The following is a 12828-nucleotide window of genomic DNA, read 5'->3' on the forward strand; positions in this document are numbered from 1 at the left end:
GGAGGCCGGCCGACCACTCGCATGGACCTATCGCAGGTCCGTCAGGTCGGGTTTTCCAGATTGAACTGGCCGGCATGCTCGTCATAGCCGAACAGCTCGCCATAGCGGCCCCAGGTTATGAGCGCACGCAGGGTCGTCTCGGCGAAGTCCTCGGACATGTGGTCCTCCAGCTCCTCGCTGAAGCGGGTGAACGGCGCGCGGTGGGTCGGCCGCTCGTCCAGCACCCGACGGATGAGGCCGGCCAGCGGCACGTAGGCCATCAGGTGATCCGCGAACAGGCGCTTGCGGGCATCCACCTCGGATTCGGCAAAGTGCCGGCCGGCCTCAGACAGCGTCACGTCGCCCGCTTCCACCCCCGCGAACCGCAGCAGTTGCAGCGTCTCGACGATGGGGAACAGCTCGTCCACCTCCATCTGCAAGGCGGCTGCGAGAACGGGGAGATCGGCCCTGCCGTTGTAAGGCGGCCCGGCCAGCGTCTCCATCAGGCCTGACAGGAGGTTGGTGGAGATGTTGGGCAGAGCGGTGCCGATGCCCGCGATGCCGGCGCCTTCGTGCCTGGGTTCGCTCTTTTCCAGCGGCGTCCGCTGGGTCATGCGGCCATAGATGTCATCCACGATGGCGCGGAACACCGGGTCGAGCCGCGCGCGCGGGTGCGGCAGGTCGATCTTGATCTCCGCCGCCACCCGGCCGGGATTGGAGGAGAAGATCAGGATACGGTCGCACATGAGCACCGCTTCCTCGATGTTGTGCGTGACCATGAGGATGGACTTGATGGGCAGCCGCCCCTCGATCCACAGGTCGATCAGGTCGGTGCGCAGGGTCTCGGCGGTGAGCACGTCGAGCGCGGAAAACGGCTCGTCCATGAGCATCAGGCGCGGGTGCACCACCAGGGCGCGGGCGAAGCCCACGCGCTGGCGCATGCCGCCGGAAAGCTCCTTGGGATAGGCGCTCTCGAAGCCGTCGAGGCCGATGAGGTCGATGGCCTGAATGGCGCGGCGCCGGCCTTCGGCCGCGGGCACGCCGATGGCGTCGAGACCGACCTCCACATTCTCCAGAACGGTGAGCCAGGGAAACAGCGCGAAGCTCTGGAACACCATGGAGAGGCCCTCGCACGGGCCGGTGACGGGCTTGCCGCACCATTCCACGCGGCCGGTGGTGGGCTTCACCAGGCCGGAGATGATGCGCAGGAGCGTGGACTTGCCTGAGCCCGAGCGGCCCAGAAGCCCCACCACTTCGCCCTCATTGATGGTGAGCGACACGTCATCCAGCACCAGCAGGTCGGCATTCTCACCCTTGTGGTAGATCTGCCGGACGCCCGAGGCGGAGACGAGGGTTTTCTTTTCGCTGTCGACGACAGAGGCGTGGTGTTCCATCAGGGTCATCTCATCCTCCATCAGTCGAGGCGCAGACGGCGGCCGGCGAAGACATAGAGCGGACGCCAGAGCAGTCGGTTGAACAGGATCACGAAGATCGACATCACCGCGATGCCGAGCACGATGCGCGGATAGTCGCCCGCGGCGGTGGCATCGGCGATGTAGGCGCCGATGCCGTGGGCGCGCAGCGTGGTGTCACCCCAGCTCGCCACCTCGGCGACGATGGAGGCGTTCCAGGAGCCTCCGCTCGCGGTGATGGCGCCGGTGACGTAATAGGGAAAGATCCCCGGCAGCATCACCTTCTTCCACCAGCTCCAGCCGCGGATGCGGAAGGTGCCCGCCGCCTCCCTCAGATCGTTGGGGAAGGCGCTCGCCCCCGCCACCACGTTGAACAGGATGTACCACTGGGTGCCGAGCACCATCAGCGGCGACAGCCAGATGTCCGGGTCGAGGCCGAGCCGGACGATGGCCACCACCGCGAACGGGAAGATGATGTTGGCCGGGAAGGCCGCGAGGAACTGCGCCAGCGGCTGCACCCGCTCGGCCCAGGCCGGCCGGAGGCCGATCCAGACCCCGATGGGCACCCAGATGAGGGTGGCAAGGGCGATCAGCACGATCACCCGCAGCATGGTCAGCACCCCGAGGCCGAAGGCCTGCGCCACCTCCGGCCAGGTCAGCTCGGTGGCGACGAAGGTGACGATAGTCCACAGGCAATAGGCCGTCACCGCCAGCACCAGCGCGAGCCACACCTTGTCGGAGAGCGGGCTGGACAAGGCGCGGCGGGCGTCCCCCGGCACCGCGACCGGAAGGGCGAGGCGCTGGCGCGGGACCGCGGACAGCAGCGCGCCCAGCGGCCCCAACAGGCGCTGGAACAGGCGGGTGCGCCGGGCCGCCGAGAGCAGCCAGGAGGAAGGCGCGGCCCCGCTGGCGGAGGTCTCCACCCGGAACTTGTCGGCCCAGGCCACCAGCGGGCGGAACAGCAGCTGGTCGTAGATGAGGATGACGGCCAGCATGGCCAGCACCGCCCAGCCCACCGCCGGCAGGTTCTGCTCCTTGATGGCGAGGGCCACGTAGGAGCCCACCCCCGGCAGGGTGATGGTGGTGTCGCCCACCGAGATGGCCTCCGACGCCACCACGAAGAACCAGCCCCCGGACATGGACATCATGGTGTTCCACACCAGTCCCGGCATGGAGAAGGGCACTTCCAGCCGCCAGAAGCGCTGCCAGCCGGTGAGGCGGAAGGAGCGGGTGGCCTCGTCGAGGTCGCGCGGCACGGTCTTCAGCGACTGGTAGAAGCTGAAGGTCATGTTCCAGGCCTGGCTGGTGAAGATGGCGAAGATGGCCGCCAGTTCCACCCCCAGCACCTTCCCCGGGAACAGGGACATGAAGCCCACCACGGTGAAGGACAGAAAGCCCAGCACCGGCACCGACTGGAGAATGTCCAGCATGGGGATGAGCACCATCTCCGCCCGCCGGCTCTTGGCCGCCAGCGCGCCGTAGAGGAAGGTGAAGACCAGCGAGGCGACGATGGCCGCCAGCATGCGCAGCGTGGTGCGCAGCGCATATTCCGGCAGCTGGGCGGGATCGAGGGAGACGGGCGTCTGGTTCAAGGCGGCGAGGGGCACGAGTGTGCCCTGCCCGCCATGCACAATCAGGATGAGCGCGCCGAACAGCAGGCCGAAGGCCAGCGCATCCCACAGGTTCGGCGCGAAGCGCCGCCGACGGCCCGCTTCCAGGGCCGGGTGCTGCATCGTCATGACGACAGATCCGAATGCGATTGGGAATTTGCGGCGCCGACGGGCAGCCGGTGCCGGGAGGTTTCGCATGGGACTGGGGCTCACCCTGTCCTGCCGGGACAGCAGGAACCGCCCTGCCCGAGGCCGCGCAGCGGAGCACGGCCATGCGACGCCACCGTGACGGCGCCGCGATGGGGCTGTGGTCAGCCAGGATGGGTGCCAGGCCTGCGCCTGTGCGCGCATCGGCTTCGATCGCCGTCCTCGTTACGATGAGAGAACGCGATAGGTCTGCGGAAATACAGCGCCCGCATGGCTCACCTCTTGTCCCGGAGCCTGCCGGCGGGACGGTGAACCGGACGCGAAAGGTCAGGTCCGCGCGGCCGCGGGCGGGCTCGAGCTAGATCGACTGGAACTGTCCATCACCCGATTGCTTTCAAGAAATCCGGCCGGCCTGACGGTGGAGTCTTCGATGAACCCGCGAACGGGCACGCTCCATCTCCCAAGCATCCGGTGACGCCGCCTATCGCGCCCGGCGCCGGCGCGGTCAAGCGGAAAATGCGCGGTGCGGCAAGGCGTCCGGACTGACGCTGCGAGACCGGCTTCGGCGCCCTGGGACAGCAGCTGAGGCACGAAATCTCCGGTCATCACCCATGAATGGATGCATCCGGCGCGGCCTTGAGCCGTGCCCCGCCCTACCTGCCGCTCCGTCTCCGGAGCCCATCGACCGCCCGAAGGATCGCCTTCGCCTCGGCCCCTGCGTCGAACGGCACTGCATCTCCGCCCCGCCCATAGAGCCGCGCGTCGAGGCGGGCCGTCTCTTGCCCGCTCACCGGCAGTCCGAGTGCGCGCCACCGGCGCAGGTGACGCTCCACCGCACGGCGGAGCGCGAATGGCTCGCCGGTCCGCACCGCCCGGCGCAAGGCGAGACGGGTGGGGTCCACTGGCGAGAGCCGCCCGAGCACCCTCAGCACGTCGTCCCGCCGGCGCGGCCCGAGGCCCGCGAGGACCAGCACACATCCCGCCAACAGCCCGCCCGTGATGGCCAGCGCCGCGGCCCGCACCTGCCCGGCGGGCAGATGCCCGGTGCCGCCGACCCCGGCGTAGATGCTGGCATAGCCGAAGGGGATCGCGGGAATCTCCGCCGTGCGCATCTGCCGTGCTTCGGTGTCAAACCAGGGGATGGCGATGGCCGGAAGGACGGCGGGGTCGCCGGTGCTCGGCCGCAGGTGCCATTCCCATGTCACCGTCGTGACCGGCCCGTCTGGCGTCAGGCGCTGCGTGCGCGCCTCCGGCGCCGCGAAGCTGATGAGCCAGGGCGCGCGCACGATGGGGCGCGGCGGCACCAGATGCGAGGGCGCCCCCACCGCCTCGATGGTGACGCGGCGGACGAGGGTTTCCCCGTCGCGCAGCTTGCCGGGTTCGGCGGACAGCACGTCGGTGACGGTGAGGCTGCGCGCCGCGAGCGTCGCCCCCTCGACCGGGAACGGGGCCACCGCCACCGTCACGGGCTCCGCCGTGACCGGCAATTCCTCCCGCGGCGCATCGGTGCCCACCACAGTCAGCCGGTGCGTCACCGGCCCGATGGTGAGCGGACCGGCATGGCGCGGGAACAGCGCGATGCGGCGCTCGAACACCCGGACGGACCGCCCCTCCACCTGCTCCGTTCGCCACTGGTCGCGGGCGAGCTGCATCCAGTCATAGTCGGGAGAATCGGGAAAGCTCAGCTTTTCCAGCGTGATCTGCCGCTCGTATTCGCCGCGCACGAGAACGGGGATCATCTCGCCCGCCACCGGCCGCATCTCGGGAATGACCAGCCGCAGGCTCTCCCCTCGCGCGGCGCCAGCCGGGCACAGGAGGAACAGGAGGCAAAGCGCACGGCGGATCATCAGGGCGCGTAGCCTCATTGTGAGTCTCCATCCCGCCCGATCAGGCCCAGGGCTGCGCGGCGCTCGAACTCCTTGCGCAGGCGCAGGCGCAGATATGCGCCGGGATCGTCGGCGATGGTGTCGAGCCAGGCATCGGAGGCGACGATGCCGCGCGCCTCGATGGGCTTCTTCAACTCCGGGTCGGGTGTCGCCACCACGCCGTCGCCCGTGTTCGCGGATGCAGTTCCCACAGCAGCCGGGATATGGCCACGGACGACGCTGGTGCCCACCGTCTTGGGCACCAGCGCGTCGATGATCCCGCGCAGCCGGCGCGCCTCGGTGTCCGCCGGGTCCACGAACAGCACAGCGTCGAGATAGGCGACGGACAGCGCGTAGCGGCCGGTCGCCGCGAGGGTCAGGGCGCGGTTGAAGGTCTCGCTGCGGCCGGCCTCCGCGAAGGCCGCATCGGCGGCGGAATAATCACCGTCCCGGTAGAAGGCGATGCCCCGTGCGGCGGCATCATCCTGCCAGCCCGCCGTTCCCGGCGCCCCCGCCCAGAAGGCGAGCCGCGCAAGGGAGGACAGCCCCGCAAGCATGAGGCAGGCGAGGCCCGCCGCCGCCATGAGGAGGATGCGCCGTGCCGGGGAGAGGCCGCTCATGCGCGCCTCCGGAACAGGGCGAGAAACGGGACGAGCGCGAGCGCCGCGACCAGCGGGCCGAGATCCTCGAACGCAAGCCCCGCCGCCCGCCCGTCAGGCGCGAACGCCGCCGAACCGGACAGGCGGTCGATGACCGGCCGGGGCGCACGGGCCGGGGCGGATGCGACGCCCAGCGCCTCCAGTGACGCCCCTCCGGCACTCCCCGCACCGAGGGCAAGAGTGAAGAGGCGGACGCCGCCCGTGGCGAGCCGCGCCGCCTCCGTGCGCGCCGCCGCATCGAGGCCGCTGCCGTCCGAGATCAGAACGAGATCGGCGTCCGGCGTCCCCTCCAGCATGCGGCGGGCAAGTCGCAACGCGGCGGCCGGCCGGGCGCCGCTGCTCGGCATGGTATCGGGGCCAAGCACGGCGATCAGGCTCTCCAGCACCGCGGGATCGCCCGTCGGCGCCGCCACGTCATAAGCCTCGTCGGAATAGAGGATGAGGCCCACCGGCCGCCCAGCCGCGGCAGCCATGACGCCGGCGGCGGCGGCCTGCGCATCGGCCAGCGCCGCTCCGGCGACGCCAGGCGTCAGGCCGATGGCCATCAGCACCGCCCCCGCCCCGGCGAATTGCGGGGCGTCCGCGCGCGGGATCGCAGGCCCCGCAAGGCCGAGGCCGACCAGCGCCGCCGCCGCCACCGGCATCAGGCTGGCACCGGCATCGTCCCGGCGCAGATGGCCGAGGGAGCGCATGGCCGCCAGCATGGCGGGCGTCATCACCCGCCCCCAGCCGCCCGCCACGGGGCCGCGCCGCCACAGCCAGACGGCCAGCGCGGCGAGCAGCGGCAAGGCGGCGAGCCACCAGGGGCGGAGCAGGACGAAGCCGCTCATGAACGCCGCCCCGTGGCCGGCAGCAGGGCCAGCAGCGCGGCGAGGACGAGCGCCGCCGCCGCGGGCCACATCCAGAGGGAGCGCCAGTACAGGGCCGGGGGGCGCCGCATGGGGTTCGGCTCCAGCCGGTCGAGGGTCGCGGCCACGTCCACCAGATCGTCGAGGGTGCGCACCCGGAAACTCGCCCCGCCGCCGGCCGCGGCAGTGGCCCGGAGGCCGGCGACATCCACCGCATCGCTGGCGTCCGGCTGGCTCTCCAGATCCTCCGGTCCAAGGGCGATGGTGTGCACGCGGATGCCGTGGCGGGCCGCAAGCTGCGCCGCGTCGCTCGCCTGCACCTTGCCCGAAGTGTCGATCCCGTCCGACAGGAGGATCACGGCTTTGGACTTGGCATCGCTGCGGGAAAGGCGGCGCACCGCGAGGCCGAGCCCCTCGGAAATCGCCGTGGACAGGCCGGAGATGCCGATCTGCAGCGTATCGACGGCGCGGGCCGTGGAAGCCACGTCGAAGGTGGGCGGCTGCGCCACATAGGCCCGGTCGCCGAAGACGACGAGGCCGATCCTGTCGCCCTGCCGGCCGGCAATGAAGCGCGCCGCGACCGCCTTGACCGCGTCGAGCCGCGACAGCGGCCGGCCGTCGAGCACGAAGTCCGTCTTCGCCATGCTCCCCGACAGGTCGAGGGCGAGGATGATCTCCCGGCCGGACGCGGTGGGAAGGCTCACGGGCGTGGCGACGCGCGGCCCGGCCAGCGCCACCACCAGCGCGATCCAGGCCCCCGCGCGCAGCAGGGCCGCGACGGGGTCATGGCGCAGGCCGGACGGGGCGGCAGCGGCAAAGGCGGTGGCATCGACGGCGAGCGAAGCCATCGCCGGCGCCCGCGCCGCGAGGACGTAGCGAACCAGCCACGGCAGGGGCAGGAGCAGCAGGGCGAGGGGAAAGGCGAGGCTCATCGGCGCGCGCGCCTCGCCTTCAGCGCGATGCGCTCGATGGCCTCGGCGCCGGGCGGCGGGGCGGCGCCGTAGGCGGCGGCGCGCAGTTCGTCGGGCAGGCGGCCGAGGATGCGGGCGATGGCGAGCAGCCGAGCCTCGGGCTCAAGGGAGCGCACCGCCCGGAGCCGCGCGCGGAGCGGGACAGGCCGCGCGAGGAGTGGCAGCACGAGGGCGCAGCACAGCGCGCCGAGGAGCAGGCCGAGGCCGAACAAGGCGACAAGGTCGGTCGCATGGAGCGCCATCAGGGCGGGCGGCAGGCGCCCTTCCGGCAAGGCGGCGATCAGCTCAGCCTGCGTCATCCGGGATCACCTCGAGGCTGACATTCAGGCCGGCCATGCGGTCGGCCAGCGGTGCGGGATCGAACGGGCGGAGCCGCGCCAGCCGCCGCTCCGGCCCGGCATGGATCGGCAAAGGCGCGGCGGGCGGCGCCACGTCGAGCGGATCGAGGGGAAGCAGCACGCGCACCCGCCGCTGACGCGCGAGGCGTGCCAGCGCCGCCTCGTCGGCCGGGCGGATGCCGTCCGGCCCGGTGGCGATGAGCACCTCCGCGCCCGATGGGACCATGGCCACCGCCCGCGCCAGCACCTCGCGCAGGGACGTCGCCCTGTCTCCCCTCCGGCCCGCCGCGAGCGCGCGGTCGTGGCTGTCGGCCAGCATGCGGCTGATGCGGCCCATCTGCGCCACCCCGGCGCCTGCGGCGGCGACGGCAACGCCGGACGCATCGAGGCTGATGGCGGCGAGGACGGCGCGGCGCGCCGCCGCCTGCCAGCCGCGCCGCGCCAGAACGCGGGCGGCGCGCACCGAGCGCAGGCTGTCCCCGGTGCCCCAGAGCATGGCCGGCCTGAAATCGGCGATCAGCAGCACCGTGTCGTCGCGCTCCTCGTGGAAGCTGCGGATGTGCGGCGCGCCGGTGCGGGCGGTGGCGGCGGGATCGATCCGCCGGAAGTCATCGCCTTCGGCGAAGGCCCGGATCTCCCGAAGGTCCATGCCGGAGCCGGCCGGGCGCGCCTGCACCGCGCCGGGGCGCCGCGTCACCGGGCGATGGCGGGCGCGCGGCAGGCGCGTGTCGCGCAGCGCCAGCAGTTCCTCTGCGACGAGCCGGATGCCGGGCACATTGAGCGCCGCCGTCACCATGGCTCCACCGCCTTCAGGATGTCGGCGACGAGGCTGCGGCCAGTGCGTCCCTCGCCGACGGCAGCCCAGGTCGGCACCAGCCGATGGGCCAGCGCGTCGGGCGCCAGGGCAATGACATCCTCGGGCAAGCCGTAGTCGCGCCCCTTCAGCCAGGCGAGGGCCTGCGCCGCCGCGGCCAGCGCCAGCGTGCCGCGCGGCGAGACCGGATGTTCCACCCATTCGGCGACCACACCACCGGGCCGCGAGGCCATCACCAGCCGGACGATGAAATCCTTCAGCGCCGGTGCGAGATGGACGGTCGCGACTTCGGCCTTGGCCTGCGCCAGCGTGTCCGGCGACAGCGCGGCCTCCGCCTGCGCCGGCCCCGCGATCCGCTCCGCAGCGACGAGATCGAGGATCGCGCGCTCCTGCTCGGCGTGGGGCAGTCCGAGGGACAGGTGGAGCAGGAAGCGGTCCATCTGGGCTTCGGGCAGGGGAAAGGTGCCCTCGTGTTCGATGGGGTTCTGGGTCGCCACCACCATGAAGGGCTGCGGCAGCGGGCGGGTGACGCCCGAGGAAGTCACCTGCCCCTCGGCCATGGCTTCCAGCAGCGCCGACTGCACCTTGGGCGGCGCCCGGTTGATCTCGTCCACCAGGACGAGCGCGTGGAACAGCGGGCCGGCGACGAAATCGAAGCGTCCGGTCTCCGGCCGGAACACCTGGGTGCCCGTCAGGTCCGAGGGGAGCAGGTCCGGCGTGCACTGGATGCGGGCGTGGCTTCCCGGCAGGCTGGCGGCGAGGCGCTTGACGGCGCGGGTCTTGGCGATGCCCGGCGGCCCCTCGATCAGCACATGGCCGCCGACCAGCAGGGCGATCAGCAGCCGCTCCACCAGCGCCTCGTGGCCGATCAGCCCGGCGGCGACGGCGCTGCCGAGGCGGGTGATCGGATGGCTCATGTCGTTCATGCCCGGCGCCTCCCATGGTCGGGAGAGGATGCAGGCGCCCGGCGCCGCGCCGCCAGAGAGCCCTTCCCGGCCGGTTCGGGAAGATCACCCGGATCAGCGGGGAAGACGTGCCGTCGCCCGCATGCCGCCGCCCGACGGCAGCAGCGCGAAGCTGCCGCCGAGCGCATCGACCCGCTCGCGGATGCCGAGCAGGCCGTAGCCGTCGCCCGCCCGGCTGTCGGGCCGCGCGGCGCCGTCGTCCTCGACGGTCAGGGTGATCGTCTCGGCGACCTCCAGCGTCAGCACGACGCTGCCGGGGGCGCCATGGCGGACGGCATTGGTGAGGCATTCCTGGGCGATGCGGTAGAGGCTGAGGGCGAGGGTGTCCGGCACCGCCTCCATGTCGCCCTTCAGCTCCAACGCGAAGCGGATGGCAGGCACGCGGCTGCGCCAGTCGGCGACGAGCCGCTCCAGCGCGTGGCGCAGGCCGAGGTCGTCGAGATCGGGCGGGCGCAGGCGGGAGAGCTCGGCGCGCAGGCTGTCCATCATCTGGCCGCTGATCTCGGCGATCCGCGCGCCGTCCTCGGCGGTGGTCTCCTTCGACTGCGCGATGGCCGTGGCCAGCGCGCGGGTGGCGGTGAGGCACTGGCCGAACTCGTCATGCAGCTCGCGGGCGAGCGCCCGCCGCTCGCTCTCCTGCATGGTGAACAGGCGGCGCGTCAGCTCGGTGCGCATGGCCTGAGCCTCCTTGAGCGTCTCCGCCGTATGGTTCAAGGCGGTGCTCAGGCGATCGAACTCGGCGACGTGGAGCGGCGGCAGCCCGGCCGAGAAGTCGCGCCGCTGGAGGCGCTCGATGCCGCTCAGGATGATGCGGAACGGAGCGAGGAGCCGGACCATCAGCAGGCCGGTGAGAATGGAGCCGCCGACCGCCATGCCCACCGCCACCCGCATCAGGTCGCCGGTCCGCGTCCAGGCGCGGCTCATGACGACGCCGGTGTCGGCCGAAGCGGTGACATAGGCATCGGTTAGGTAGCGCGTGCGCACCGGCACGGACATGGGCTCAGGCATCAGGCCGAGGTGCCCCGCCAGCCAGACGAACCAGCCCGGCGGCGCCACATCGGCGGCGACATAGGGGCCGCAGCGCCGGTGCAGCGGATTCTCCCGCGCGCCGAGTTCGACGCAGATCCCCGGTGCGATGAGGGTCCAGGCGGGAAAGGCCTGCCAGTCGCGGAACACCGGCACCGGCGCCACGCCGCCGAAGGCGAGCCCCTCGAAGCTCGGGCGGGCGGCGATGGCGTCGGCGACGCGGACGGCGGTGGTCGCCACATCCTGCCGCGCGGCCTGCGCCGTATCCCACAGCACCCAGCCGGCGGCGACCACCACCGTGGCAAGCCCCGCCGCCAGCACGCGCAGCACCAGCTGGGGCAGGAGCCGGCGCATCAGATGGCCGGGACGAGGCCGGACCGCTGAGCCTTCAGCACCAGGTCGGCGTCACCGGAGGCGCCGAGCTTGGCCCGGATCAGCGACAGGTTGTTCTGGACGGTCTTGGAGGAAAGCCCGAGGCTGCGGGCGATCGAGCGGCCGTTCATGCCGCGCGCGACGAGCAGCAGGATCTCGCGCTCACGCGGTGTCAGGCTGGCGATCTCGTCGGTGCCGAGCGAGGTGCGGGCCAGCTCCTGGGCCATGTCGGACGACAGCGCCCGCCGCCCCGCCGCCACCGCCGTTATGGCCTTGACCAGTTCCTCCGGCGGGCTGCTCTTGGACACGAAGCCCCGCGCTCCCGCCGCCATGGCCTTCTGGGCGAAGATGGCGCCCTGGTGCATGGACACGACGATGATCCGCGCCCCCGGATCGCGGGCCACCATGGCCTCCACCGCCGTGAAGCCGCCGCCGCCGGGCATGGACAGGTCCATCAGCACGATATCCGGCGCATGGGCGGCGAAGGCGGTGAGCGCCGCGATCCCGTCGCCCGCCTCGGCCACGACAGAAAGGCCGGGCTGACGGTCGAGCAGCCGGCGGTAGCCCTCGCGCACGATCGGATGATCGTCGACCAGCAGAATGCGGATCATGTCCATGGGGCGAGGATATCCCTCCGCGGCGCCCACACAATGGGGCGACGCGCTTGGGAAGGCTCGACGGGAGGCTGCGGCCGGCCGGTCCGCCGCGATACGCGCGCCCTCCCCCCGTTGAACTCGGCTCACACCTGCCTCGGTCTATTCGACCTTCAAGGGTGAGGCGCGGCTGACCCTCAGCTGCCGCTGCGGGTGCGCAGCTGCGGCACGAACAGGTCGCTCCAGCTCGCCGGCTTCGCCTTGATGGAGCCCGCGAGGTGCATGAAATCGGCGATCTTCATGATGCCCTCGGGGGTGGTGGAGAACCAGGTGTCCTTGTCCTCCAGCATCTCCAGCACCTCCTGCTGGGTGGTCTTCACCTTGGAGGAGCGCACATAGATCTCGGCTGCGGCCGCCTTGTCCCTGGCGATGAACTGATCCGCCTCGTCGAGCGCGTCGAGGAAGGCCTGCACCACCTTCGGGTTGGCATCGACGAAGCGCTTGGGCGCGAAGGTCACGTCCATGGTCAGGCGGCCGAGGATGTCCACCGAGTTCGCCACCCGGCGCACATTAGGGTTCTTCACCTCCAGATAGGAGAAGGGCGGCGAGGTGAAGTGCGCGGTGATCTCGGTCCGGCCGGCGGTGAGGGCCGCGAGCGCCTCGGGATGGGGCAGGCCCACGGTCATGGGATCGAGCTTGGCGTAGTTCTCGCGGCCGAATTCCTGCGCCGCCATCATCTGGAGAATGACGGCCGAGAGCGAGGTCTTGATGCCCGGCAAAGCGATCTTGTCGGAGGACTTGAAGTCCTTCAGCGAATTCACCGCCGGATTGTTGGTGTTCATCCACAGGGCAGTGGAGGACAGGCCGCTGACGCCGACCACCTCCACGTTCGGGATGCCCTTGGCCTTGGACCAAAGCGTGATGAAGCCGGGCGCGCCGGTGCCGGCGATGTCCAGCGAGCCGGCCATCATGGCGTCGTTGATGACGTTGCCGCCGTCCAGCATCAGCCAGTTGACCTTGAGCGGGCCAAGGCCCGCCTTCTCCGCCTGCTTCTCCAGGAGCTTCTGGTCCTCCATCACGATGAGCGGCAGATAGAGGATGCCGTAGCCCTTCGAGATGCGGACGTCCTTCACTTCCGCCTGCGCGGCGCCGGCGGCGAGCGTCGCTGCGACGGCGATGGCGGCGGCCTTGAGGCACTTCATCCAGCCCATGTCTCTCTCCCTTTGTGT

At 71.4% G+C, this 12828-nt stretch carries 12 protein-coding genes; all 12 read right to left on the reverse strand.

From position 1 onward, the window contains the following. Positions 1 to 41: 41 nt before the first annotated feature. The 12 genes from EJ105_RS20650 to EJ105_RS20705 all read right to left on the reverse strand — a co-directional run bounded on the left by EJ105_RS20650 (position 42) and on the right by EJ105_RS20705 (position 12810). Positions 42 to 1382 (reverse strand): ABC transporter ATP-binding protein, encoded by a 1341-nt coding sequence (locus EJ105_RS20650; protein WP_394042596.1) that lies wholly within the window; start codon positions 1380 to 1382, stop codon positions 42 to 44. Between the two features lie 11 nt (positions 1383 to 1393). Beyond that, positions 1394 to 3130 carry an ABC transporter permease gene (locus EJ105_RS20655; RefSeq protein WP_250167815.1) on the reverse strand — a complete coding sequence of 579 codons (1737 nt, stop codon included), beginning with the start codon at positions 3128 to 3130 and terminating at the stop codon, positions 1394 to 1396. Between the two features lie 671 nt (positions 3131 to 3801). Then, positions 3802 to 5013 carry a hypothetical protein gene (locus EJ105_RS20660; RefSeq protein WP_250167816.1) on the reverse strand — a complete coding sequence of 404 codons (1212 nt, stop codon included), beginning with the start codon at positions 5011 to 5013 and terminating at the stop codon, positions 3802 to 3804. After that, complete coding sequence (locus tag EJ105_RS20665) at positions 5010 to 5633, reverse strand: hypothetical protein (RefSeq protein WP_250167817.1); 624 nt, start codon at positions 5631 to 5633, stop codon at positions 5010 to 5012. Before EJ105_RS20665 ends, EJ105_RS20660 begins: the two co-directional genes overlap by 4 nt. Further along, positions 5630 to 6502 (reverse strand): VWA domain-containing protein, encoded by an 873-nt coding sequence (locus EJ105_RS20670; protein WP_250167818.1) that lies wholly within the window; start codon positions 6500 to 6502, stop codon positions 5630 to 5632. Before EJ105_RS20670 ends, EJ105_RS20665 begins: the two co-directional genes overlap by 4 nt. Beyond that, a complete protein-coding gene (locus tag EJ105_RS20675; protein ID WP_250167819.1) occupies positions 6499 to 7452 on the reverse strand; it encodes a VWA domain-containing protein in 954 nt (317 codons plus the stop codon). The genes EJ105_RS20670 and EJ105_RS20675 overlap by 4 nt, the downstream gene beginning before the upstream one ends. Continuing rightward, on the reverse strand, positions 7449 to 7790 hold the full coding sequence (locus EJ105_RS20680) for a hypothetical protein (protein ID WP_029557720.1): 342 nt from the start codon (positions 7788 to 7790) through the stop codon (positions 7449 to 7451). Before EJ105_RS20680 ends, EJ105_RS20675 begins: the two co-directional genes overlap by 4 nt. Further along, the gene (locus tag EJ105_RS20685; protein ID WP_250167820.1) at positions 7777 to 8625 is read right to left on the reverse strand and encodes a DUF58 domain-containing protein; all 849 of its coding nucleotides are present in this window, start codon (positions 8623 to 8625) and stop codon (positions 7777 to 7779) included. Before EJ105_RS20685 ends, EJ105_RS20680 begins: the two co-directional genes overlap by 14 nt. Then, positions 8619 to 9569 carry an AAA family ATPase gene (locus tag EJ105_RS20690; RefSeq protein ID WP_029557718.1) on the reverse strand — a complete coding sequence of 317 codons (951 nt, stop codon included), beginning with the start codon at positions 9567 to 9569 and terminating at the stop codon, positions 8619 to 8621. Before EJ105_RS20690 ends, EJ105_RS20685 begins: the two co-directional genes overlap by 7 nt. A 93-nt stretch (positions 9570 to 9662) precedes the next feature. Further along, a complete protein-coding gene (locus EJ105_RS20695) occupies positions 9663 to 10988 on the reverse strand; it encodes a HAMP domain-containing sensor histidine kinase (RefSeq protein WP_250167821.1) in 1326 nt (441 codons plus the stop codon). After that, positions 10988 to 11623 carry a response regulator gene (locus EJ105_RS20700; RefSeq protein ID WP_029557716.1) on the reverse strand — a complete coding sequence of 212 codons (636 nt, stop codon included), beginning with the start codon at positions 11621 to 11623 and terminating at the stop codon, positions 10988 to 10990. The genes EJ105_RS20695 and EJ105_RS20700 overlap by 1 nt, the downstream gene beginning before the upstream one ends. 173 nt (positions 11624 to 11796) lie before the next feature. Then, positions 11797 to 12810, reverse strand: coding sequence for an ABC transporter substrate-binding protein (locus tag EJ105_RS20705; protein WP_250167822.1), 1014 nt, complete (start codon positions 12808 to 12810; stop codon positions 11797 to 11799). Positions 12811 to 12828 lie beyond the last annotated feature (18 nt).

It is taken from the genome of Xanthobacter aminoxidans (assembly GCF_023571765.1).
Classification (GTDB): domain Bacteria; phylum Pseudomonadota; class Alphaproteobacteria; order Rhizobiales; family Xanthobacteraceae; genus Xanthobacter; species Xanthobacter aminoxidans.

Bases quoted from the DNA above. Each gene is read 5' to 3' on its own strand.
- EJ105_RS20680 (WP_029557720.1), bottom strand. From the start codon at position 7,790: ATGACGCAGGCTGAGCTGATCGCCGCCTTGCCGGAAGGGCGCCTGCCG.
- EJ105_RS20695 (WP_250167821.1), bottom strand. From the start codon at position 10,988: ATGCGCCGGCTCCTGCCCCAGCTGGTGCTGCGCGTGCTGGCGGCGGGG.
- EJ105_RS20655 (WP_250167815.1), bottom strand. From the start codon at position 3,130: ATGACGATGCAGCACCCGGCCCTGGAAGCGGGCCGTCGGCGGCGCTTC.
- EJ105_RS20665 (WP_250167817.1), bottom strand. From the start codon at position 5,633: ATGAGCGGCCTCTCCCCGGCACGGCGCATCCTCCTCATGGCGGCGGCG.
- EJ105_RS20660 (WP_250167816.1), bottom strand. From the start codon at position 5,013: ATGAGGCTACGCGCCCTGATGATCCGCCGTGCGCTTTGCCTCCTGTTC.
- EJ105_RS20675 (WP_250167819.1), bottom strand. From the start codon at position 7,452: ATGAGCCTCGCCTTTCCCCTCGCCCTGCTGCTCCTGCCCCTGCCGTGG.
- EJ105_RS20650 (WP_394042596.1), bottom strand. From the start codon at position 1,382: ATGACCCTGATGGAACACCACGCCTCTGTCGTCGACAGCGAAAAGAAA.
- EJ105_RS20700 (WP_029557716.1), bottom strand. From the start codon at position 11,623: ATGGACATGATCCGCATTCTGCTGGTCGACGATCATCCGATCGTGCGC.
- EJ105_RS20690 (WP_029557718.1), bottom strand. From the start codon at position 9,569: ATGAACGACATGAGCCATCCGATCACCCGCCTCGGCAGCGCCGTCGCC.
- EJ105_RS20670 (WP_250167818.1), bottom strand. From the start codon at position 6,502: ATGAGCGGCTTCGTCCTGCTCCGCCCCTGGTGGCTCGCCGCCTTGCCG.
- EJ105_RS20685 (WP_250167820.1), bottom strand. From the start codon at position 8,625: ATGGTGACGGCGGCGCTCAATGTGCCCGGCATCCGGCTCGTCGCAGAG.
- EJ105_RS20705 (WP_250167822.1), bottom strand. From the start codon at position 12,810: ATGGGCTGGATGAAGTGCCTCAAGGCCGCCGCCATCGCCGTCGCAGCG.